The sequence below is a fragment of the Agrobacterium sp. 22-226-1 genome (assembly GCF_053522345.1).
The window spans coordinates 327,619-349,254 of sequence record NZ_JBNWCP010000006.1 but is presented as its reverse complement, the minus strand read 5'-3'; the positions used below and the strand labels follow the sequence as shown (position 1 = coordinate 349,254).

General features: G+C 60.2%; 15 protein-coding genes. 5 read left to right on the top strand and 10 right to left on the bottom strand.

From position 1 onward, the window contains the following. Positions 1 to 95 precede the first annotated feature (95 nt). The 6 genes from ACQZ5K_RS13605 to ACQZ5K_RS13580 all read right to left on the bottom strand — a co-directional run bounded on the left by ACQZ5K_RS13605 (position 96) and on the right by ACQZ5K_RS13580 (position 10,922). Positions 96 to 1,106 (bottom strand): 2-hydroxyacid dehydrogenase, encoded by a 1,011-nt coding sequence (locus ACQZ5K_RS13605; protein WP_448740595.1) that lies wholly within the window; start codon positions 1,104 to 1,106, stop codon positions 96 to 98. A gap of 60 nt (positions 1,107 to 1,166) precedes the next feature. Then, positions 1,167 to 2,789, bottom strand: a complete 1,623-nt coding sequence (locus ACQZ5K_RS13600) for an ABC-F family ATP-binding cassette domain-containing protein (protein WP_448740594.1) — start codon at positions 2,787 to 2,789, stop codon at positions 1,167 to 1,169. Positions 2,790 to 2,899: 110 nt separating this feature from the next. Then, the gene (locus ACQZ5K_RS13595) at positions 2,900 to 4,138 is read right to left on the bottom strand and encodes a vWA domain-containing protein (RefSeq protein ID WP_448740593.1); all 1,239 of its coding nucleotides are present in this window, start codon (positions 4,136 to 4,138) and stop codon (positions 2,900 to 2,902) included. A gap of 167 nt (positions 4,139 to 4,305) precedes the next feature. Continuing rightward, on the bottom strand, positions 4,306 to 5,184 hold the full coding sequence (locus ACQZ5K_RS13590; RefSeq protein ID WP_059757870.1) for a transglutaminase family protein: 879 nt from the start codon (positions 5,182 to 5,184) through the stop codon (positions 4,306 to 4,308). 4 nt (positions 5,185 to 5,188) lie between these two features. Then, a complete protein-coding gene (locus ACQZ5K_RS13585) occupies positions 5,189 to 7,594 on the bottom strand; it encodes a circularly permuted type 2 ATP-grasp protein (protein WP_448740592.1) in 2,406 nt (801 codons plus the stop codon). A gap of 1 nt (position 7,595) precedes the next feature. Continuing rightward, positions 7,596 to 10,922: a transglutaminase family protein gene (locus tag ACQZ5K_RS13580; protein WP_448740591.1), complete on the bottom strand. Its 3,327-nt coding sequence runs from the start codon at positions 10,920 to 10,922 to the stop codon at positions 7,596 to 7,598. Positions 10,923 to 11,214: 292 nt separating this feature from the next. Between ACQZ5K_RS13580 and ACQZ5K_RS13575 the strand changes: the two genes are divergently transcribed. After that, positions 11,215 to 13,023, top strand: a complete 1,809-nt coding sequence (locus tag ACQZ5K_RS13575; RefSeq protein WP_448740590.1) for an ABC transporter ATP-binding protein/permease — start codon at positions 11,215 to 11,217, stop codon at positions 13,021 to 13,023. 31 nt (positions 13,024 to 13,054) lie between these two features. Here ACQZ5K_RS13575 and ACQZ5K_RS13570 read toward each other — a convergent pair whose 3' ends face one another. After that, positions 13,055 to 13,288, bottom strand: coding sequence for a hypothetical protein (locus ACQZ5K_RS13570; RefSeq protein WP_127755489.1), 234 nt, complete (start codon positions 13,286 to 13,288; stop codon positions 13,055 to 13,057). A gap of 134 nt (positions 13,289 to 13,422) precedes the next feature. Here ACQZ5K_RS13570 and ACQZ5K_RS13565 point away from each other — a divergent pair, with 134 nt between their 5' ends. The 4 genes from ACQZ5K_RS13565 to ACQZ5K_RS13550 all read left to right on the top strand — a co-directional run bounded on the left by ACQZ5K_RS13565 (position 13,423) and on the right by ACQZ5K_RS13550 (position 18,203). Then, a complete protein-coding gene (locus ACQZ5K_RS13565; RefSeq protein ID WP_035260778.1) occupies positions 13,423 to 13,812 on the top strand; it encodes an acyl-CoA thioesterase in 390 nt (129 codons plus the stop codon). 161 nt (positions 13,813 to 13,973) lie between these two features. Then, positions 13,974 to 16,217 (top strand): polysaccharide deacetylase family protein, encoded by a 2,244-nt coding sequence (locus ACQZ5K_RS13560; RefSeq protein WP_448740589.1) that lies wholly within the window; start codon positions 13,974 to 13,976, stop codon positions 16,215 to 16,217. 233 nt (positions 16,218 to 16,450) lie between these two features. Continuing rightward, entirely contained in the window at positions 16,451 to 17,491 is a 1,041-nt protein-coding gene (locus tag ACQZ5K_RS13555; protein WP_448740588.1) for a four-carbon acid sugar kinase family protein, read from the top strand. A gap of 4 nt (positions 17,492 to 17,495) precedes the next feature. Beyond that, positions 17,496 to 18,203: a FadR/GntR family transcriptional regulator gene (locus ACQZ5K_RS13550; protein WP_003506041.1), complete on the top strand. Its 708-nt coding sequence runs from the start codon at positions 17,496 to 17,498 to the stop codon at positions 18,201 to 18,203. A gap of 47 nt (positions 18,204 to 18,250) precedes the next feature. On the opposite strand, the gene ACQZ5K_RS13545 is transcribed toward ACQZ5K_RS13550, so the two are convergent. The 3 genes from ACQZ5K_RS13545 to ACQZ5K_RS13535 are packed head-to-tail and all read right to left on the bottom strand — an operon-like array spanning position 18,251 to position 21,524. Beyond that, positions 18,251 to 19,378 carry an iron-containing alcohol dehydrogenase gene (locus ACQZ5K_RS13545; RefSeq protein ID WP_448740587.1) on the bottom strand — a complete coding sequence of 376 codons (1,128 nt, stop codon included), beginning with the start codon at positions 19,376 to 19,378 and terminating at the stop codon, positions 18,251 to 18,253. Beyond that, entirely contained in the window at positions 19,375 to 20,331 is a 957-nt protein-coding gene (pdxA, locus tag ACQZ5K_RS13540; RefSeq protein ID WP_448740586.1) for a 4-hydroxythreonine-4-phosphate dehydrogenase PdxA, read from the bottom strand. Before pdxA ends, ACQZ5K_RS13545 begins: the two co-directional genes overlap by 4 nt. Beyond that, positions 20,328 to 21,524, bottom strand: a complete 1,197-nt coding sequence (locus ACQZ5K_RS13535) for a sialidase family protein (protein ID WP_448740585.1) — start codon at positions 21,522 to 21,524, stop codon at positions 20,328 to 20,330. The genes pdxA and ACQZ5K_RS13535 overlap by 4 nt, the downstream gene beginning before the upstream one ends. Positions 21,525 to 21,636 lie beyond the last annotated feature (112 nt).

The window sequence follows — 21,636 nt, the reverse complement described above, 5'->3', positions numbered from 1 at the left end:
TATTGCCTCCGACCAAATCACCAGTCGGGGCGATAGAATCAGAATTCCGCAGCCAGGGGAATCCTCAATGCGATTCCGCGTTCAATGGACGTGCTCTAGGCCGGGCCGGCAAACTGCTCGGTGGAAACGGCATGCAGCGCCCTGCCGGTCCTGAAAAAGCTTTCGATATTGCCGATCGTGGTGTCCGAGATGTTCCTGAGGGCCTCCTGCGTGAAGAAGCCCTGATGGCCGGTGACCAGAACATTGGGGAAGGTCAGCAGCCGCGCGAAAACATCGTCGCGCAGCACGTCGTTGGAAAGATCCTCGAAAAAGAGATCGGCCTCTTCTTCATAGACATCGATGCCGAGACTGCCGATGGTGCCGTCTTTCAGACCCGCAATCGCGGCCTGCGTGTCAATGATGGCGCCGCGGCTGGTATTGACGAGCATTACGCCCTTTTTCAGAAGCGGCAGCGTCTCCCGGCGAATGAGGTGACGGGTCTCCGGTGTGAGCGGGCACATCAGCGCCAGAATGTCCGATGTTCGAAATAGTTCCTCGCGCGTGACGTAGACTATGCCCAGTGCTTCGCAATCCGGATTTGGCCGGACGTCATGGCCGACGAGACGGCAGCCGAAGCCGGCCGCAATGCGCGCGAAAATTGCCCCGATCTTGCCCGTACCGACAATGCCGACTGTCTTGCCGTGAAGGTCGAAGCCGAGAAGACCATCGAGGGCGAAGTTTCCTTCGCGGACACGGTTATAGGCGCGATGGATCTTGCGGTTGAGCGACAGGATGAGCGCCATGGTGTGTTCGGCGACCGCATAGGGCGAGTAGGCCGGCACGCGCGCAATGGTCAGGCCGAGCTTTTCGGCGGCGGCGAGATCGACCTGATTGAAACCGGCGCAGCGCAGGGCGATGAGCCGGATACCCATTTCCGCAAGCTTTTCAAGCACCGGCCGCGACAGGTCGTCATTAACGAAGGCGCAGATCGCCGCCGCTCCCTCCGCCAGCGCCACTGTCTCGAGAGACAGACGTGCTTCGTAATATTGCATCCGCATGCCAGCGTGGGCGGCAGCGTCAAGGAACTGCCTGTCATAGGGCTTGGCGCTGTAGACCACGATCCGCATCTGTTTCTCCAGTCTCCAAACGAAAGCTGCCGTTACAGTGCGACGCGTCCGGCAGCTATCTTAGCTGCGAAGGCCCGGTGCTTCCTGTCCCGTGCTTTCGACATATTCGGTATAGCCGCCGCCATATTGGTGGATGCCATCGGGCGTGAGTTCCAGCACCCGGTTCGAAAGCGCGGCCAGGAAATGGCGGTCGTGCGAAACGAACAGCATCGTGCCTTCATAATCCGACAGGGCCTTGATAAGCATTTCCTTGGTGTCGAGATCGAGATGGTTGGTCGGCTCGTCCAGCACGAGGAAGTTCGGCGGATCGAACAGCATGGCCGCCATGACGAGACGGGCCTTTTCGCCGCCGGACAGAACACGGCAACGTTTTTCCACGTCGTCGCCGGAAAAGCCGAAACAGCCGGCAAGGGCGCGCAACGGCGCCTGCCCCGCTTTCGGAAAACGCTCCTCCAGCCATTCGAGAATGGTGCTGTCGCCATCCAGAACATCCATGGCGTGCTGGGCGAAATAGCCGAGTTTGACGCTGGCGCCGAGCGTGATATTGCCGGAATCCGGTTCCGTCGTGCCGGTCACCAGCTTCAGCAGCGTCGATTTTCCAGCGCCGTTGACACCCATGATGCACCAGCGTTCCTTGCGCCGAACCATGAAATCGAGCTCGCCATAGATCTTGCGGCTGCCATAGGCCTTGTTCACCTTCTTCAGCGCCACAACATCCTCGCCTGAGCGAGGAGCGGGGGCAAATTCGAAAGCCACCGTCTGACGCCGTTTGGGAGGCTCGACGCGGTCGATCTTCTCGAGTTTCTTCACGCGGCTCTGCACCTGCGAGGCGTGCGAAGCGCGGGCCTTGAAGCGTTCGATGAACTTGATTTCCTTGGCGAGCATGGCCTGCTGGCGTTCGAACTGCGCCTGCTGCTGCTTTTCGTTCTGCGCACGCTGCTGTTCGTAAAAGCCGTAATCACCGGAATAGGTGGTGAGATTGCCGGCATCGATTTCGATGATCTTGGTGACGATGCGGTTCATGAATTCGCGGTCATGCGACGTCATCAGCAAAGCGCCGTCGTAATTCTTCAGGAAATCTTCGAGCCAGATCAGGCTTTCGAGATCGAGATGGTTCGACGGTTCGTCGAGCAGCATCACATCCGGGCGCATCAAGAGGATACGCGCAAGCGCCACGCGCATCTTCCAGCCTCCGGAAAGCTTGGAAACATCGCCGTCCATCATCTCCTGGCTGAAGCTCAACCCGTCCAGCACTTCGCGCGCTCGGCCTTCCAGCGCGTAACCGTCCAGTTCCTCATAACGCGCCTGCACTTCGCCGTAACGTTCGATGATGGTGTCCATCTCGTCCATCCGGTCGGGATCGGACATGGCGGCTTCCAGTTCCCGAAGCTCCGCCGCCACTTCGCTGACGGGGCCTGCCCCTTCCATGACTTCCGCGACGGCCGAGCGGCCGGACATTTCACCGACATCCTGATCGAAATAACCGACCGTCATGCCCTTTTCGACGACGACCTGGCCCTCGTCGGGCTGCTCTTCGCCGGTGATCATCCGGAACAGCGTGGTCTTGCCGGCACCGTTCGGACCGACAAGGCCGATCTTCTCGCCGCGATTGAGCGCGGCGGAGGCCTCGATATAGAGAATACGGTGACTGTTCGACTTGCTGATGTTTTCGATGCGGATCATGACAGGGCCTGTGAATGGGAGCGGCCCTCCTATGCCACGGGCCGCCGCCGCTGTCACCTGCCGCACACGTCTTGTCAGCCATGCAGCCGACAAGACGCTCCGGAAACAGATCAGTTGGTGAGCGTGGCTATGCTGCCGGCAGCCTTGCGCGCGATTTCGCCAAAGGCTGTGACGATCTGCTCCATGTTTTCCGGCGCGTAATAATTGTCGAGGCTGGATGCGCAATATTGCAACAGCGACTTGCCCTTGTCCGGCGCCATGAAGGCGACGCTGAAAATCTTGATCCCGTCTTTTTTGGCGGTCTCGCAGGTCGTGCGCACCGACTGGTCGATGCTGGAGTTCCACGAGGCGCTGTTGCCCGTCATTTCACCGTCGGTCATGAGAACAATGTAGCGCTCGAAGGATTCACTGCCTTTGTCTTTATGTGCTTTTGCTTCGTCGGTATTGGCTTTTTTAAGGGCGTTATAGGCGGCGTTCAGGCTGCTGCGGGCATCCGTGCCGCCGGAGGGAAATTCCGGGATCTGTTTGTTGACATAGCTGGCGACACTGCCCGTACCCCAGCTGACGGGCTGAGCAGCATATGTCTCGTGCGTATAGACCGAGGCACCGGTGCGGACGAGCTCTGAACCGCCGTTAGCCGTGTAGGTCGGATCAGCCTTGTTCAATGTTGCGACGAGGAACCCGACGGCGGTTTTGAGCGACGTGGCCTTGTTGACATAGCAGGGACTGGATGTGGCCTTCGCTTCGCTGGTACCCCAATTGTCAGCCGTATAAACCGGGCACGATTTTTTCGCGGTATTGATGGTGTCCGTCTTGAATGACATCGAACCGGAACGATCAAGCGCCAGATACATGGAGATCGGTGCCCCCTTGTTGACGGTGCTCTTTGCGGTGCCCGTTACCGAAAGATCGAGTGTTTTTGCGCCAATGAACCCCAGCAACGGATTGAGCTGTACGCGGTGGTTAATGGTGGTCTCAACGGTGTAGGTTTTGCCGCGGGCATTTTCGCTTGTCGTGATATTGGTCGGAGAATTCTGCTCCAGTTCCTTTTTCTCTTCCTCGGTCAGGTTCTTTTCCATCTGGGCCGCGATGAAGTTCTTGGCGATTTCCTTGATCTGCTCGTCCGTCAGGTCGCCCATTTTCAAACGGGCCTCGGTGGCCGCCGCAAGGGCTGCAGAATCCGCGGTATTCTGCATATCCGCTTTCACCTGCATCACATTTGCCAACTCCATGCCGGCGCCGGCAAAACCCAGCAACACCGGCAGCAGAATGGCCGTCATCATGCCGAAATTTCCGCTGGTATCGGCAAGAAAACGGCGCTTCGGTTTTTGATGTGCAGAGGCGGTCATGACGGGCTCACGGATTAGAATATTCGACTGAGCACAGAAAAGCCGCAAACGATGTAAAATCCGCTAACGTGATCGGTTCAATTTTACGCAGCGATCAAATTGGAGCAGTTTTCGAAGTATTTTCAAGAATTGTTGGCGCGATGGCCGCAATAATACACATCGTGTCATTATTGGACGGGGATGACGTCGACGGCCTGTTTTATCTGCTGGTTGCCATAGCTTTTCAAGACACCGATCACGGGGGCGACATCGGAATAGTCCCGGCCGTAACCGACGACGATATGGTCGCTTCCGGCGACGATATCATTGGTGGGATCGAGTTCCAGATAACCGGCTGCTTCTCCGCACCAGACGCGAACCCAGGCATGCATTGCATCGGCGCCTTCAAGCCGTTCCTTGCCCGGTGGCGGAATGGTGCGCAGGAAACCGCTGACATAACCGGCGGGAATGCCGAGGCTGCGCAGCGCCATGATCATGATATGCGAAAAATCCTGGCACACGCCGCGCTTCAGCTTGAAGGCTTCCGATGGCGTCGTATCGACGGTCGTCGCCTCGCCGTCATAGGTAAAGTCCTTGTGGATGCGTTTGCACAGAGAGAGCGCGATTTCGCGAATGGTCATTCCCGGTTTCAGCAATTCCCGGGCATAGGCGGATATTGCCGCATCCATTCCGATCCTAGGGCTTGCGCCGATGAAGTGGTGCGGCGACTGGAAATCGAGCGACCAGACATCGGCCAGGTCCTGCGGCAGGCGGGAGAGTTCCGGAGAGAAATCCGCCGTCAGCGCCGGCGCCTCCACCATCACGCGGGCCTGCATGCGGATATCCAGCTTCTCATGCGGCGCGCGCAGATGCACTGACGTGGCCGATTGATGAAAGAAATCCTCGAAGGTGGCACGTTCTTCCGGCACCGGCGAAACATCGATGGAGCCGGCGACAAGCCGCTGCCGGCCGGGGATGGAAAGCGGCAGGACACGGATGATGTGACGCGCGCCGTGGGCCAGCGTGTCGTAGGTGTAACCCATATGCAGGGAAAGATCGTAAAGCATAGGATTATCCGAGATAGGTCCGGGCCAGAACATCGGAGAGATGTTCCATGTCGGTTTCGAGCTGGCGATAGATCGCGCCGTTCATGTTTTCCGGCGTCATGACCGCAAGCCCGGAATGCAGACGCATCGCCTCGCGGTAGAAGGGAGACATCTGACCGTTCACGAAGGCGTTCGGAAGCTGTTCCACCTCGGTGCGGATCTCGTTCAGCTGGAACAGGATAGAGCGGGGATTGAGCGGGTCGAGCGCCAGAAGATCGGTCACGGTGAGACCCGCCGTATTGACGTTGTAGCGGCGGCGATGGGTCATGACACTGTCGCCGATTTCGAGCAGCATGTCATAGGAGCCGTCAGGTGCGTCCGGGCCGGTCATATGGCCGAGAAGACGCGTCATATGCAGGCCGCGCTCCAGGTAGCGGCCGATCGACAGGAAACGCCAGCCGGTGAAGCGATACATGTTTTCGTGCACGAGACCGGCAAAGCCCGCAAGCTTGCGCAGCAGGATCGTCATGGCATGGGTAGCATCGTCGCCTGGGGCGACTTTCGCGTGGAAACGGCGGGCGGTCTTGGCAAGGTCGTTCAGCGCCAGCCACCCGTCAGGCGAAAAGCGGTCGCGGATATTGCTGGCGGAATAAAGCGCGCTGTTGATGTTGTTCAGCAGGCTTTCCGGCACGGCATCGCTCATCTCCACATCGAGCGCTTCGAGATAGCGTGTCACATGCGCGAGCAGAGGCTGGCGCGGATCGGCGGATTCGGCATAACGCCCGTGCCAGGCGCGCAGGATGCGCAATGCGCCTTCCGAACGCTCGATATAACGGCCGAGCCAGAAGAGATTGTCGGCTGCGCGGCTCGGCAGGCTGCCCGGCATATTGCGGGTGAAGCTTTCTTCCGCCGGCAAAAGCGTGGTGCGTTCCACCGGCTTTTCGCTGACGATCCATACATCCGCAGCGCTTCCGCCCGATTGCATGGCGATGGCGGAGACATCGTTGCTGCTGCCGATACGGGCAAAGCCGCCGGGCATGATCTGCCAGCCGTCCTGGGTGCGCGCGGCAAAAACGCGAAGGCTCATCGGGCGCGGCACGAGCTTGTTGTCGATATAGGCCGGGGTTGTCGAAAGCGTCACCACTTCCTGTCCCACCAGCCTGTGGCCGTCGGAGGCGAGCCAGTCGCTGATCGATTCCTTCGCCGTTTCGCGCAGCGACGAGCCGAGCACGGATTGACCGTTATCGTCGAAGAAGGGAAGCCTTGAGTAAGCCGGGCCGATGACCATGCCTTCGATATTGCCGGCGACGTGGCGACGTTCCGATTCCTGGCCGCACCACCAGGTCGCGATGGAGGGCAGTTTCAGCTCTTCGCCGAGAATGTGGCGGCAGATACGCGGCATGAAGGCGAGCAGCGCCCGCGTTTCGAGAATGCCGCTGCCGAGCGCATTGACGACGGTGAGCGCTTCATTGCGCAGCGCCTGCACCATGCCCGGCGTGCCGATATGGGATTGCTGGTTCAGTTCCAGCGGGTCGGAATAAGAGGCGTCGAGACGCCGCCAGAGAACGCCGACCGGTTTCAGTCCCGCTACGGTTCTGACCATGACGCGGCCGTTGACAACGGTGAGGTCTTCGCCTTCCAGCAGCATGAAGCCGAGATAACGGGCGATATAGGCGTGTTCGAAATAGGTTTCGTTGGCGGGGCCGGGCGTCAACACGGCGATCCGGTCGTCGGGGTGCTTTCTTTGCGCCTGCAGCGTGTCGCGGAAAGCGCCGAAGAACGAGGCCAGACGGTGCACATGGGTTTCGGCATAGATATCGGAGAGCGCGCGGGTGGTTGCCACCCGGTTTTCGAGCGCGAAACCCGCACCGGAAGGCGCCTGCGTCCTGTCGGCCAGCACCCACCAGTTGCCGTCAGGTCCGCGCCCGATCTCGAAGGAACAGAAATGCAGATAATGGCCGCTTGCCGGTTTTACGCCGACCATGGGCCGCAGATATTCCGGATTGGAGGCGATTAGGGCCGGCGGCACGAAACCTTCCTTGACCAGCCGGTTTTCGCCGTAAAAATCGGCGACCATGGCCTCCAGAAGATTAGCGCGCTGTTTCAGCCCTTCGGAAAGAACCGCCCACTCCCTGTCGTCGATCAGCACCGGAATATGGGAGATCGGCCAGTTTCTTTCGCTGCTGCCCTTGCCGTAATCGCGGTAGAACACGCCGGCATCGCGCAGATAGCGGTCGGTGCGGGCAAAGCGCTCATGCAATTCCCGTTCCGACATGCGCGACAGGGCGTCGAGCAGGGTCTTCCAGACCGGCCTGACCTTGCCGTTGGTATCGAGCATTTCGTCGGCAACGCCCGGCAAGGGGGAATATTCAAGCCCACGCGGTTGCGCGCTCGTTTCCGTCTTGCGTTCCGTTGCCGGGGCTTTGGACAATTTACACTCCGTAAGGCCGACGCAGATCGAGCGTCAGCGGAAATTCTGGCGACATGGTTTCCGCCTGTAGCGGATATTGCCCTGCCGTATGCCCCCATGGTTCGAAACGGGCGAGGCGGCGTGCCTCGGCCTCATTGCCGTTGACGGGAAACGTCTCGTAATTGCGCCCGCCCGGATGAGCAACATGGTAGATGCATCCGCCGATCGATCGCCTCGACCATGTATCATAAATGTCAAAGGTCAAGGGTGAATTGACGGGCAGAACGGGATGCAGGCCGGAAGCCGGCTGCCATGCCTTGAAGCGAACGCCGGCGACCGCGACACTGCGGTTTTCCGTCGGGGTCAGCGGCACGGCGCGGCCGTTGCAGGCCACCGCGTAACGGGCGGGATTGGAGGTTTCCAGCCGCACCTGCAGGCGCTCGACGGAGCTGTCGACATAACGCACGGTTCCGCCGATGGCGCCCTGTTCGCCCATCACATGCCAGGGCTCCAGCGCCTGGCGCAGTTCCAGCTTCGCGCCCTCATATTCCACCTCGCCGAAGAAGGGGAAACGGAATTCCTGCTGGGCGGTGAACCATTCCGGCTTGAGGTCGAAACCGTTTTCCCTGAGGTCGGCAAGCACGTCGAGGAAATCCGCCCAGATATAATGCGGCAGCATGAAGCGGTCGGCGAGCGCCGTACCCCAGCGCACGAATTTGCCGGCGGCCGGATTTTTCCAGAAGCGGGCGATGAGGGCGCGCACCAGCAATTGCTGGGCGAGCGACATGCGCGCGTTGGGCGGCATTTCGAAGCCGCGGAATTCCACAAGGCCGAGGCGGCCGGTCGGCCCGTCCGGCGAAAACAGCTTGTCGATGCAGATTTCCGCGCGATGGGTATTGCCCGTCACATCCGTCAGAAGATTGCGGAACAGCCGGTCGACCAGCCATGGCAGCGGCGGCACGCCTTCTCCGGGGGCAGGCACCTGCGCAAGCGCGATCTCCAGCTCGTAGAGACTGTCGTGGCGGGCTTCGTCGATACGCGGCGCCTGGCTCGTCGGGCCGATGAAGAGACCTGAGAAGAGATAGGAGAGCGAGGGATGCCGCTGCCAGTGCAGAACGAGGCTTTTGAGAAGATCGGGCCGGCGCAGGAAGGGGCTGTCATTGGGGTTGGCGCCGCCCACGACCACATGGTTGCCACCGCCGGTGCCGGTGTGGCGGCCGTCGATCATGAACTTATCGGCGCCGAGACGCGACTGACGCGCTTCCTCATAAACAGCCGTGGTGATGTCGACGCAATCCTTCCAGCCCGCGGCGGGGTGGATGTTGACCTCGATGACGCCGGGATCGGGTGCGACGCGGATGACATTGACGCGCTCGTCATGCGGCGGCGCATAACCCTCGATATGGACGGGCAAGCCAAGATCGGCGGCCGCCGCTTCCGCTGCTGCAATCAGTTCGAGATAGTCCTCGATGCGCTCGACCGGCGGCATGAAGACGCAAAGCCTTCCGTCACGCGGTTCTACCGACATGGCGGTGCGCACCGCGCCGCCGATTTCGCCGAGCGTCTGTTCGATGCGCTCCTGCCCTGCGGCCTCGCTGGCATGGAAGGAGGCTTCGGGCATGGCGCGGCCCGATGGCGTCAGCACATCTGGAAGCGGACCGCGGGGGATCGAAGGATCGGCTTCATGAATATAGGGATAGGCGGATGGCGGCACATAGGGCAGGGTGCCGAGCGGCAGGCGGTAACCCACCGGGCTGTCACCCGGAACGAGGAATATTTTACCGCGCCGCGTCTTCCATTTTTCGCTGATCCAGCGTTTGCCCGTGGCGCGCGCATTCCACGCCTGAACGGGAAGAATATAACCGGTTGGTGTCGTCAGTCCCCGTTCGAAGACGCGGGCCATGCGGTTTCGCTCCTCCGGGTCTTTCAGCTTGGAATTGGACGGGTCGACATTGTCGGGAAGGCTGCCTTCCTTGATGATCCATTCGGCCGGATCCTCATAGGCCGGCAGCACCAGCTCCGGCTCGATGCCGAGATGGGAGGCTATGCCGCCCAGCAGTTTCTGCGCATCTTCCGCCTTGACGCCTGTATTTGCGCCCTCCTCGGCGATCAGCGCCGGGTTCTGCCAGATCGGCAGGCCGTCCTTGCGCCAATAGAGCGAGAAGGTCCAGCGCGGCAAGCTTTCGCCCGGATACCATTTTCCCTGCCCGTAATGTAGAAAGCCGCCCGGTGCGAAACGTTCACGCAGGCGGCGGATCAGGGCATCGGCCTTTTCACGCTTTGTCGGCCCGACCGCGCCGGTGTTCCATTCGTCGGATTCGAAATCGTCGATGGAAACGAAGGTCGGTTCGCCGCCCATGGTCAACCGGACATCATGGCTGTTTAGAACGTCATCGACCTCCTGACCGAGCGCGTTGAGTTCCTCCCAGCTTTCATCCGAAAAGGGTTTGGTGATGCGCGGCGTTTCGGCAACCCGCCGGACCTGCATGTCGAAGGCGAATTCCGTGTTGGCATGGCCGTAATAACCGCCGGAAATCGGCGCCGCATTGCGGTAATGCGGCGTTGCCGCCAGCGGAATATGGCTCTCGCCCGTCAGAAGCCCCGAGGTGGGATCGAGGCCGATCCAGCCCGCGCCGGGCATATAGACTTCGGCCCAGGCGTGCAGATCGGTAAAATCCACTTCGGTGCCGGATGGGCCATCCAGCGCCTTGAGATCGGGGGTGAGCTGAATGAGATATCCCGACACGAAACGGGCAGCGAGGCCAAGATGCCGCAGAACCTGCACCAGCAGCCAGCTGGTATCGCGGCAGGACCCCTTGCCGGAAGCAAGCGTCTCCTCCGGCGTCTGGACGCCCGGTTCCATGCGGATGACGTAACCGATCTCCTGTTGCAGGCGGGCATTGAGGCCAACGACCATGTCCACCGTCTGCTGCCCCGGCGTTCGGTCGACGGTGGCCATGAAGGCGGCGAGCAGCGGGCCTGTCGGCTCCGGCTTCATGTAGATGGAGAGATCGTCGCGCAATTCCTGCGGATAGTCGAAGGGCCACTTTGTCGCCTCTTCCTCCACAAAGAAATCGAACGGATTGTAAACCGTCATATCGGCGACAAGATCGACCTCAATCTTAAATTCCGTCGCCGGCTCCGGAAAAACGAAGCGGGCGAGGTAATTGCCGTAGGGATCCTGCTGAAGGTTCACGAAGTGATTGGAGGGCGAAACCTTGAGCGAATGGCTGATAACGCGGGTTCTGGAGTGCGAGGCGGGCTTTAATCTTATGATCTGTGGTCCAAGGCGAACCGGATTGTCGTATTTATAATGCGTCAGATGATAGATGCTCGCTTTGATCGCCATTAATCTGCCTTGCCCGGTTTTCCGGCTTATGCGGTTTGTCCGCCCCTCTGAAATTATTCGGATTTTGTGCAATGCAGGAAAAGAAAGCAAGGATCATTTCCGGGGGCAACCGCATTGTTGGTCGAGGCCGCGATATTTGCCCGCGGTAAGAATTGTCCGGGCTTTTCAATCATCGCCGCTGAGATTTCGCCGGGATTGTGGACAAGGTCGAACGGCGTGTTATTGCTTGGCAACGAAAGGCGCAGAATCGCGACCCGCTTTCTTTGCCGACTGACGTTTCGGAATGGAATGAATGGCAACAACGGTGACCGACGATCAGCGCAAAAGCGCGGCTAATCTTTCGGGTTTCGATCTCGATTTCCCGGCGCAGCTGCGCATGATGGGGCGTGCCTTCTGGACCTCGCCGGTGCGCACCCGGCTGATCTTGCTGTCGATAGCGCTGCTCACGGTGATATTGCTCACCGCCTATGGGCAGATCAGGCTCAATGAATGGAACGCGCCGTTTTACAACGCGCTGGAGCGGCGCGATCTTGCCGCCTTCATTCACCAGCTGGAGGTCTTCGCCATCATCGCGGGGCTGTTGCTTCTCCTCAACGTCATCCAGACCTGGCTGAACCAGATGACGGCGCTGAACATGCGCGAGGGTCTTGCCAAGGATATGGTGGATCAATGGCTGAAACCGGGGCGAGCCGCGCGTCTTGCCGGTTTCGGCACCATTGCGATCAACCCCGACCAGCGCCTGCATGACGATGTCCGCAATCTGGCTGAAAGCAGCACGGCGCTTTCCATCGGTCTCGTCAATGCAACGATCCTGCTCGTCAGCTTCATCGGCGTCCTCTGGTCGCTCTCGGCCGGCTTCGCCATCACCATCAGCGGCGATACCTATGCGATCCCCGGCTATATGGTCTGGGCGGCGATCCTCTACGCCGGTTCCGCTTCCCTGCTCAGCAACCTCGTCGGTTATCGGCTGGTGGGACTGAATGCCGAGCGTTATTCCAAAGAGGCGGAGCTTCGCTTCTCACTGATGCGGGCCAGCGAAAATCTTGCCGCCATTGCCCTTGCACGTGGCGAAAAGAACGAAAGGCGGCGGATAGGCATCGATATTGATGCGGTGCTCGGCGTCATTCGCGGGCTCGCCATGGCGCTAACGCATCTGACATGGGTTTCGGCAGGATATGGCTGGCTGGCGGTGGTGGCGCCGATCCTGATCGCGGCTCCGGTTTATTTCTCCGGCAACCTCACCTTCGGCGGGCTGATGATGGCTGTCGGTGCGTTCAACCAGGTCAACACGGCACTGCGCTGGTACATTGACAATTTCGGGCCGATCGCCAGCTGGAAGGCGACATTGCAACGCGTTTCGGTGTTCCGCAACGCGCTTATCCAGATGGACAGCGTCGAACAGCACGGCCTGGCGATCGATCTGCAACGCAGCGCGGAGAATGAAAAAATCCGTCTCCAGTCGGTGGTGATCTGCCGCGATGCGGGTGGGCAGGATCTGGATCGCGGCTTCCAGCTGCGCGAGAGCGAAGTCGAGATCGGGCCGGGCGAACGGCTGATGATCAATGGCGAGCAGGGCGTGAACCGAAGGCTGCTTTTTGCGGCGATGGCAGGCCTGTGGCCCTGGGGACAGGGCAGGATCGAGATGCCCGAGCAGTCCGACACGCTTTTCATTGCCCAGCACGGTTATCTGCCGGCGGGATCGCTGCGTGAAATCCTCGCCTATCCGCGCGCGCCCCAGCGTTTTGCCGATGCGGATTATGTCTCGGCGCTCACTGCCTGCGGGCTCGGCGAGATGGCATCCCGTCTCGAGGAAAATATTCGCTGGGACAAAAAACTGGATTCAGACGAGCAGGCCAGTATCCGGGTGGCCAATGCCCTGCTGCTGAAGCCGAAATTCGTCGTTATCGACGATTTGCTCGAAGGGCTGGAAAAACAGACGCAGGATACGCTGGCGGAGGTTCTGAACGGGATCGACGGCGCGGCGATCATCTATATCGGCCGGTCGGAAACATTTCTGTCGGTTCTCGCCCCGGCTGTGGCGCATCTCGACCATACCGCGCAGAAGGAAAATATCTCCAGGGCCGGGAGCGCTCCGGAGTAGGTCATCGGGCCATTCGGCTGTTCGGGGCGGACTAGAGCCGCAAATGCCATTTGTCCGAATCGAGCCGCTGTTGTTTGGCAAGGCTTATGGTGGTGTCCGGCTCCACCTGCGAACGCAGGGCAAGGGTGCCGGTCGCCAGGCTGATGGCGACGACGCTGGCGACCACCAGGACGATACGGTCGTAGCGCTGCTGTATTGTGTTGTTTCCGCTCCAGTCATAGGCCATTCGCACGCCCTCGCGTTTTTTGGAATCGTGCCTCATCATGGTTAACCGAAGCTTACGATGGCTCTGTGATTCCTTGCTGTTTTGGAAGGGCTGCCGCGACAAATCGGCTATTGGCGGATGGGGTGCGGTTGTTTAAGTCCGGCAGCGGGAGGCTTGTGAAAGGACTTTGAGACATGGACCAGCAACCGCCCGCCGATATGGAACTCACGCTCAGAACGCTTGCGATGCCCGCCGATGCCAACCCGGCCGGCGATATTTTCGGCGGCTGGGTCATGTCGCAGATGGACCTTGCCGCTTTCGTCCGCGCCAATGATGTGGCCGGCGGCCGCACCGTTACCGTCGCAGTCAATGAGATCGTCTTCAAGAAGCCGGTCAAGATCGGCGATACATTGTGCGTCTATACCAAAATCGAGAAAATCGGCCGCACCTCCGTCACGCTGAAGATCGAGGCCTGGACCCGCAGGCACTATCAGGATTCACGCGAAAAGGTGACGGAGGCCGTCTTCATCATGGTCGCGGTGGATGACAACGGCGATCCACGCCCCGTCCGCAAGGAGGCGTGAGGCGGCCTCTCCTTTTTTCAAAGCAATTCCGAAACGCCTGCAAAAGATCAGGCGTTTCGGATTTTTCGCAATTCGATATCCGTCCGCCCAATACTTTAGAAATATCCAATTTATTTATCAATTTTTGCGATCAAGATATGGAATAGGACGGGGATCAGGCTTTGACCATTCCAGGTGTTGTTATTGTCGGCGGCGCTCACGGCACGCTCGCCCTTGCCCGAAGCCTCGGCGCCCTCAATGTGCCTGTTTATTACCTCACCCATGATTCCCCTTTGCCGGGTTGGTCGCGTTTCGTGCGGGAAACGATCCGCTGGGCCGGCCCGCATGATGCCGGCGCACTGCCGTTCCTGCATCAAATGGCTGACAAGCATGGTCTGAAGGGCTGTCTGCTCGTGCCGTCCGGCGATGGAGAGGTCCAGCTCGTTGCGCAACATCGTGAGGAACTGTCCTCGCTCTACAAAATCATCCTGCCGAATTGGACGGCCCTGCAATGGCTCTGCGAAAAACCGCTGCTTTACCAGCGCGCCGCAGAACTTGGCGTCAGTATTCCGCGAACCTATGCGCTGGCATCGGCCGCTGACATCGATACGCTGGACATATTGTTTCCCGTCATTCTCAAGCCGAATATGGGGGGTGGCGATACCACCATCGCCCGGGCGAAAGTCATTCGCGCCGATGACCGACATGCTCTCAAAACGGCTTTTGCCGATGCGAGCGGAGAGATCGGCGCCGGCAATGTCGTTGTGCAGGAACTCATTCCGGGTGGGGGAGAAAGTCAGTTCTCCTACGCCGCGCTCTGGCTGAATGGAGAGCCGGTAGCGGAGTTCACCGCTCGGCGCGCCCGGCAATATCCTGTCGATTTCGGCTATACCAGCACCCGCGTCGAGGTCGTCGACAACGGGGAAGCGGTGGATGCGGCCCGAAAAATATTGAAATCGGCCGGCCATAGCGGGCTGGTCGAGGCGGAATTCAAGCTCGACGGCCGGGACGGGAAACTGAAGCTTCTCGATGTCAATCCGCGCCCATGGTCATGGTTTGGCCTTTGCTCTGCGGCGGGCATCGACCTTGGCGCCCTGCTATGGCGGGTCGCCAATGGCGAGCCGGTCGGCCAGCCCGGCAATGTGCGGCAGGGCGTCTCCTGGTCCTATCTTGTCCGCGATGCCGTTGCCGCCTTCACATTGGCCCGGAGAGGGCAGGCGAAAATCGGCGACTATTTCGCTTCTTTGGGCAAGATCCGCAGTTGGGCCGCCTTTGCGCCGAATGATCCCTTGCCGGGTCTGATCGACCTGCCGCTGACGGTCTCGAGAGTCGTGAGAAAACGCCTTCTTCCCGGCCTGACATCAGGACAATCGGGGAGGATGTTCTTTCAACCGATAAAACGCCTTGTGAAATATGGGGCCATAAGGGCGGGGCTGGAGGTGAGTTCTCTCCCGGCCGTCCGCTCGGCATTTCCGTCTTTTGCCGGGCGCGGTGTGATCTTCACGCTTCATCATGTGCGCCCGGGAAAGGCTGTTTCGGCTTTCGCACCCAATGTGCAATTGTCCGTCACGCCGCAATTTCTGGAAGAGGCGATACAGGCCGCACTCGAATGCGGTCTCGTTCCCGTGCATCTGCACGATCTGCCGGCTCTGCTTGCCGATAATCACGAAGGCCGGTCGTTTTGCGCCTTCACGCTTGATGACGGCTATCGAAACAATGCCGACTATGCCGCGCCGATCTTCCGTAAATATGCCGTTCCCTACACGATTTTCATCACGCCGGGTTTTGTGAAGCGAACACGCAGCCTCTGGTGGGAAACCGCTGCTGCCCTGACGCAGAAAGCCACGTCTTTCGAATTCGATTTCGGTGCGGGGCCGGAGCAGGTGGCATGCGCCAGCCCTTCGCAGAAAGCGGAGGCATTCACGCGGCTTGAAGATTTTGTCCAGAACTTTTCGGAAGACGAGGCGGTGGAAAGGATCGATCGTATCGCGAGGCAGCATGGCGTCGATCCCATCGCGATCGTGGACGAACTTGTCATGGATGAAGATGAGCTCAGGGCGCTGGCGGAGGATCCCCTGCTGCATTTCGGCGCGCATACCATGACGCATGTGAATATGCGCAAGATCGATGCGGCGCGTCTGGCTTATGAGATTGCGGAATCGGCGCGCCGGGTGGAAGCCTATGCCGGCAACCGGCCACGGTCCTTTTCCTATCCCTATGGCTGGGTGAAGGCCGTGGGAGAACGTGAAGCGAAAGCAGTTCACCATGCAGGATTTTCCGCGGCCGTGACCACGCAGGCTGGCGTTATCGGTTCCCACAGCCTTGAAAAGCCGACGCAGTTGCCGCGTGTATCGCTGAATGGACGCTTTCAGAAAAAGCGCTTCGTCAAGGCGCTCATCTCGGGCCTGCCCTTCCGGTTCATCTAGCGACGTTGTTCGTTCGCCATCTCCCGGCCGTCTCGCCATATATGGTTGCGGCCCGCGTTTGGCATTCTCTTTTTGCCGTTTCCGATTTCTTCCCTTGTCCTTTGGGTCTCTTTGCGGCTGATTGGCCAGTCCGAAAGCTGCGCCATAATTTTTGTTATTCACATCCATTTATCTATTGATTATAAATAAATTTATCGACGTAAAACATTACAACTTTTATGAAGGCCTCGCCCGTGCTGCTGATTTTTGCCGATGATCTGACCGGAGCGCTCGACGCCGCCGCCCCCTTTGCCGGGCGTGGGCTGGCGACCGAGGTCGCCATCGGGCTTGACGGTGTGCGTGCGGCGCTCGCAGATGCGCCTGCCGTCCTCAGCGTCAATCTCGGCTGCCGCGATGGCGAAGCGGATGAAGCCCGGCTTCGCACGCAGGAACTGTTGGGGCTGGTTCCGGCCGATACTATCCTTTTCAAGAAGATCGATTCCCGCCTGAAAGGGCATATTGCGGCGGAAATGGATGCGATTTCCTATCGGCACGCGCTTGTCGCGCCCGCCATTCCGGATTTCGGGCGCTTCGTTATTGGCGGAACCGTTTCCGGCTTTGGCGTCGAAGCTGCCATTCCGGTTCATGAAAGGCTGGGCAGACATGCCGGCCGCTGCACGATACCCGATACACGATCAAAGGGCGATATCAGGGAAGCTCTCGCCGCCGCGCAGGCGGAAGGGGCCGATCTTCTGGTTGGCGCGCGTGGCCTTGCCGAGGCGTTGGCTGAAGCGATGACGGCGCAGGCTGTTCCTGAAGCGGCGTTCGTTCCACCCGGCAAGGGGCTTTTTGTCATCGGGTCTCGCGATCCGATCACCGTGGAGCAGATTGACGTTCTCAAAAGCGCTGGGCCTGTCTCGATCATTGAGGCGCCGAATGGCGTTATGCCGCGACACACCGATGACGGTGCCGGTCTGACGTTGGTTCAAGCGACGCAGGGTAAGGAAAATCTGTCGCCGCTTGCGGTTTCAGACCGGTTGGCGGAAGGCGTCGTGCCGCATTTTACCGCGAGGGCGGCCAGGCTGCTGTTGTCGGGCGGAGCCACGGCAGAAGCCGTGCTGCGGGCCATGGGCATTTCGCGTCTGCGTCTTGCTGGCGAATGCCTGCCGGGTCTCGGGGTCGGCTGGTCCGGAGATCAATGCATCATTGCGAAATCCGGCGGTTTTGGGCAAGCTGACACGTTGAAACGGATCGCGAAAATGATGCTTGGCGACAATGACGCTGGAGAGAACTGACCAGATGGGGCTGATGAAAGAAACGGCGCGCAAGGCACTTCCGGACATTATTTTCGAGAGAATGCACCGGGCGATCAAATCCGGCGCTTACAAGCCGGATGAGCGGCTGCCGACCGAGCATGAACTCGCCATGGAATTCGAAGTGTCGCGACCCGTCGTGCGCGAGGCGTTGCGCCGGCTGCGCGAGCAGGGGTTTATTTATTCCCGCAGAGGCTCCGGCAGCTATGTCAGGGCTTTTGGCCTGCGCGAGCCGCTCGGCTTCGGACAGCTCGAAAACGTTGCTGATCTTCTCAACTGTTACGAATTCAGGCTGACGCTGGAGCCGGCAGCGGCGGCCGCGGCAGCCTTGCGGCATGATGGCGAGAGGCTTGCGGCGATCCGGAAGGCGCTCGAACTGATGCGGGATGCGACCAATCGCCAGTCCCACCGCGAGGATGCCGATTATCAGTTCCACCTCGCCATCGCGCGGGCGGCGCGAAACAGTTATTTCTCCACCGCGATGGAGGCGCTGAAGGACCATATTGCAGTGGGAATGAAGTTTCACGGCATGTCGGTGAAGCGGGAGGCATCCGGCCTGACGCGTGTTTTCGCCGAGCATGAGGCAATCGCAAAGGCGATTGCCGATGGGGACGCAGAGGCGGCGCGCCAGTTGATGCTCCAGCACCTGACCGGATCGCGAGACCGCCTGTTCGAGTCTTCGCACACGGATTAGGCGGGTGACCGAAGACCGATGCGCGCGTCCGCGCACCGGATTTTTGCTCAGAAGGCGTGGCGGTAAATGCCGAGCACGTCCTCGATGCTCATGTAGACGGGGTTATTGTCCATCAGCCGGCGGATGGCATGCGCATCCTCAGCGTAGCGGGAAAGATCGGCCTCAGTCGCGCCATGCCGTGCGAGCGACATTTCGATGCCGAGCCCAGCGCAGAAATCCGTTGCCGCCTTGCGCAGATCATCAGGCGAAAGGTGTTCGCGAAGCCCGAGCGCTCCCGCCACTTCCGCCGTCTTGGCCGAAACCGCAGGCTGGTTGAAGGCCAGAACATGCGGAAACACAATGGCGTTCGCCAGCCCGTGCGGCAGGTTGAGAAGCGTGCCGAGCGGATAGGCGATGGCGTGGCCCGCCGCCGTATTGACCGGGCCGAGGCAGATGCCGCCATAATAGGAGGCAAGCATCATGCCCTCCCGCGCTTCAGTATCCGCACCGTCGCGAACGGCGCGCGCCAGATATTTACCGACCAGCGCAAAGCCCATGCGGGCGAAACCGTCGATCATCGGATGGGCCTTGCGGTTGGTGAAAGCTTCGACGCAATGGGCCATGGCATCCACCCCGGTTGCCGCCGTAACGGCTGATGGGACGGAATAGGTGAGTTCCGGATCGAGCACGGCGAAATCCGCGATCAGATGAGGGCTTTCGACCGCGATCTTGTTGCCTTTCACCGGGTCTGTGATGAGCGAACGGATGCCGGCTTCCGAGCCGGTGCCGGCGGTGGTGGCGATCTGCACCAGCCGTGTGTCGCGCCCGGCAACCCTGTTCGGCCCCGCCACGTCTTCAAGCGACTGGCTGGAATTCCAGAGGGCAGCGACCAGCTTTGCCACATCCATTACCGAACCGCCGCCGAGGCCGATGACAAGATCCGGCTTGGCAGCGCGTGCTGCGGCGAGGGCGGCTTCCAGCGTTGTTGTGTCCGGCTCGCCGGGAATGGCATCGAAGATCGTGAAAGGGCCCTGCAATTGCAGCCGTTCGGCAAATTTCGCCGTCAGCGGTGTGGCGATAATCAGGGTCGATGCTGTTTTTCCCGCCCAGGCGCCGACCTGTGAAATGGTGCCGGCACCAACGGCGAGCCGTCGTGGCTGGTGGATGAGAATGGGAGCTGTCGACATGGTGCTCATTCCTTCCGCTCCTTGCCCGCCACCAACTTGCGCGCATAGGCGATGGCCGCATTCATGTTGCCGTGATTGGCGATGCCCTTGCCGGCGATATCGAAAGCCGTGCCGTGATCGACGGAGGTGCGATCTATCGGCAGATCGACCGAGACGTTGACGGCGGTGTCGAAGGCGACAAGCTTTATCGGGATATGGCCCTGATCGTGATATTGCGCGACGACGAGATCGAAAGCACCGGAATAAGCCCGGTGGAACACGGTATCGGCGGAAATCGGTCCCTGCACCTCAATGCCTTCGGCACGGGCGGCTGCGACCGCCGGTGCGATCTGGTCGTCATCCTCGGTGCCGAACAGGCCGTTTTCACCGCAATGCGGGTTGATGCCGGCAACCGCGATGCGCGGTTGAACATAACCGATGCGTTTCAGATGCGCGTTGCCGGCGCGGATGGTCGCCAGCACCCGCTCCGTCGTCGCCCGGCGAATGGCCTCCTGCAGGGAGACATGGGTGGAAACGTGAATGACCTTCAGCCGTTCGGAGGCGAGCAGCATATAGGCGGCTGAGGAGCCGGTGAGGCTGCGCAACATGCCGGTGTGCCCGTCATAATGATGACCGGCGAGGTTCAGGGCTTCCTTGTTGATCGGCGCGGTGACGATGCAGCCGATTGTACCCGCTTCGGCATCGCGAACGGCCTTTTCGATAAAGCGGAAAGCGGCGTCTCCGGCCACGGGCGACAACATACCCCAGGGCAGCGGCGCGCCCTCCACGGGCAGGTCGACCACGTGTTGAGAAAGATCGATATCAACGCCGAGCGCATCCCGCGCCGCTTCCAGCGTGGCGAGGTTGCCGTAAATCCGCGTCGCCGCACGATCCGGGGCGGACATTTCTGCGAGCGCCCGCACCGTGATCTCGGGGCCGACGCCGCAGGGGTCGCCCATGGTGATGCCAATGATGTTGCTCATCTTTGTCTCCCGTCGTTCTCTTCAGCCCAGCCGGGCGCCAGCCGGACATATTTGATTGCGCGGCGATGATAGGTGTAGCTCGCATGCAGCGTACCGTCCGGCGCTTCCAGAAGCCACGGATAGGACATTTCCAGATTACGCCCATCGGTCGAATCGTTCGAAAGGCAGGTGCCCGGCCCGTCTTCGATCAGGATCCGGGTGGTAAAACTGCGCCCGTCATCATCGGACAGGCAGATCGAAACCGGCGCGCGCGGCACACCCCAGACCGGCACACAGCCGCCGCTTGGATCGGCATCGGGCCTGTCGTCTTCCTCTCCCAACTCGTCATAAAGCGAGGCGCGGCGATCGCTCGACTGCGCGGCGTTGACGGGGTTGCAGATCATAGCCAGCCTGCCATCGTTCAGCCTGATGACCGCAATGGAGGAATTATTGTTGGGCACATCGGTCGGCTGCGGCTTTGACCATGAGCGGCCGCCATCGGCGCTTTCCGTGCGATAGACGAAATCGGCCTGACGGCGGCGGAAGAAGGCGGCGTAGCCCCCATTCGTCACCGCAACCGGGCTCATATGCACGCAGCCGGTCGATTCCTCCAGCTCCTGCAATTGCCAAGTCGCACCATTGTCCGTGGATATGCCGAGCGCTGCCGTATCATGGCTGCCGTTCCATTTCTGGCCGGGTCGCTGGACGCAGCGGAAGATCGGCAGCAGCCAGACGCCATCATCGCGGATGCGCAGCGGCGCGCGGATGAAGCAGCCCCGGGGGAGATCGAGAAAACGTCCTTCTTCGGAAACAAGCTTTTCCGGTGCAGTCGGGTCGCGGTGGATTCGCGCCATGCGAATGCGGCATTCATCCTGATTGCCGGAGGGCTGGGCGGTATGAAACAGCCAGAGAACGCCATCCGGCGCGGTGAAGAAAACCGGGTTCTGTTCGGAATGGGCGGGGTCGTGGCTCAGGCGCTGCGGTGGTCCCCAGCGGGTTGCGCCCGCTGTCAGCACGGATGCGAAAATCGAAATATCCGATTTTCCTTCCAGCGTGCCGCCGAACCAGGCGCAGAGCAGGGTGCCGTCATCCAGAAGGTGCAGGAAGCTCGCATGGTTCTGGATCATGGGCGACGGCAGGAAAGCTTCCTGCCGGTTTTGCGACACGGCATGCATGGCTCCGGTCATGGCGTGAGCGATGTCATCAGGGGTCATCGTGGTCTCCTCTTGTCCTGATGAAAATGACATATTCAAAAAGTTGTCAAGTTTATTTGATAAAAAAATGGGATCTATTATTTTTGATTATTTTATCTAAACATTTGTTTTT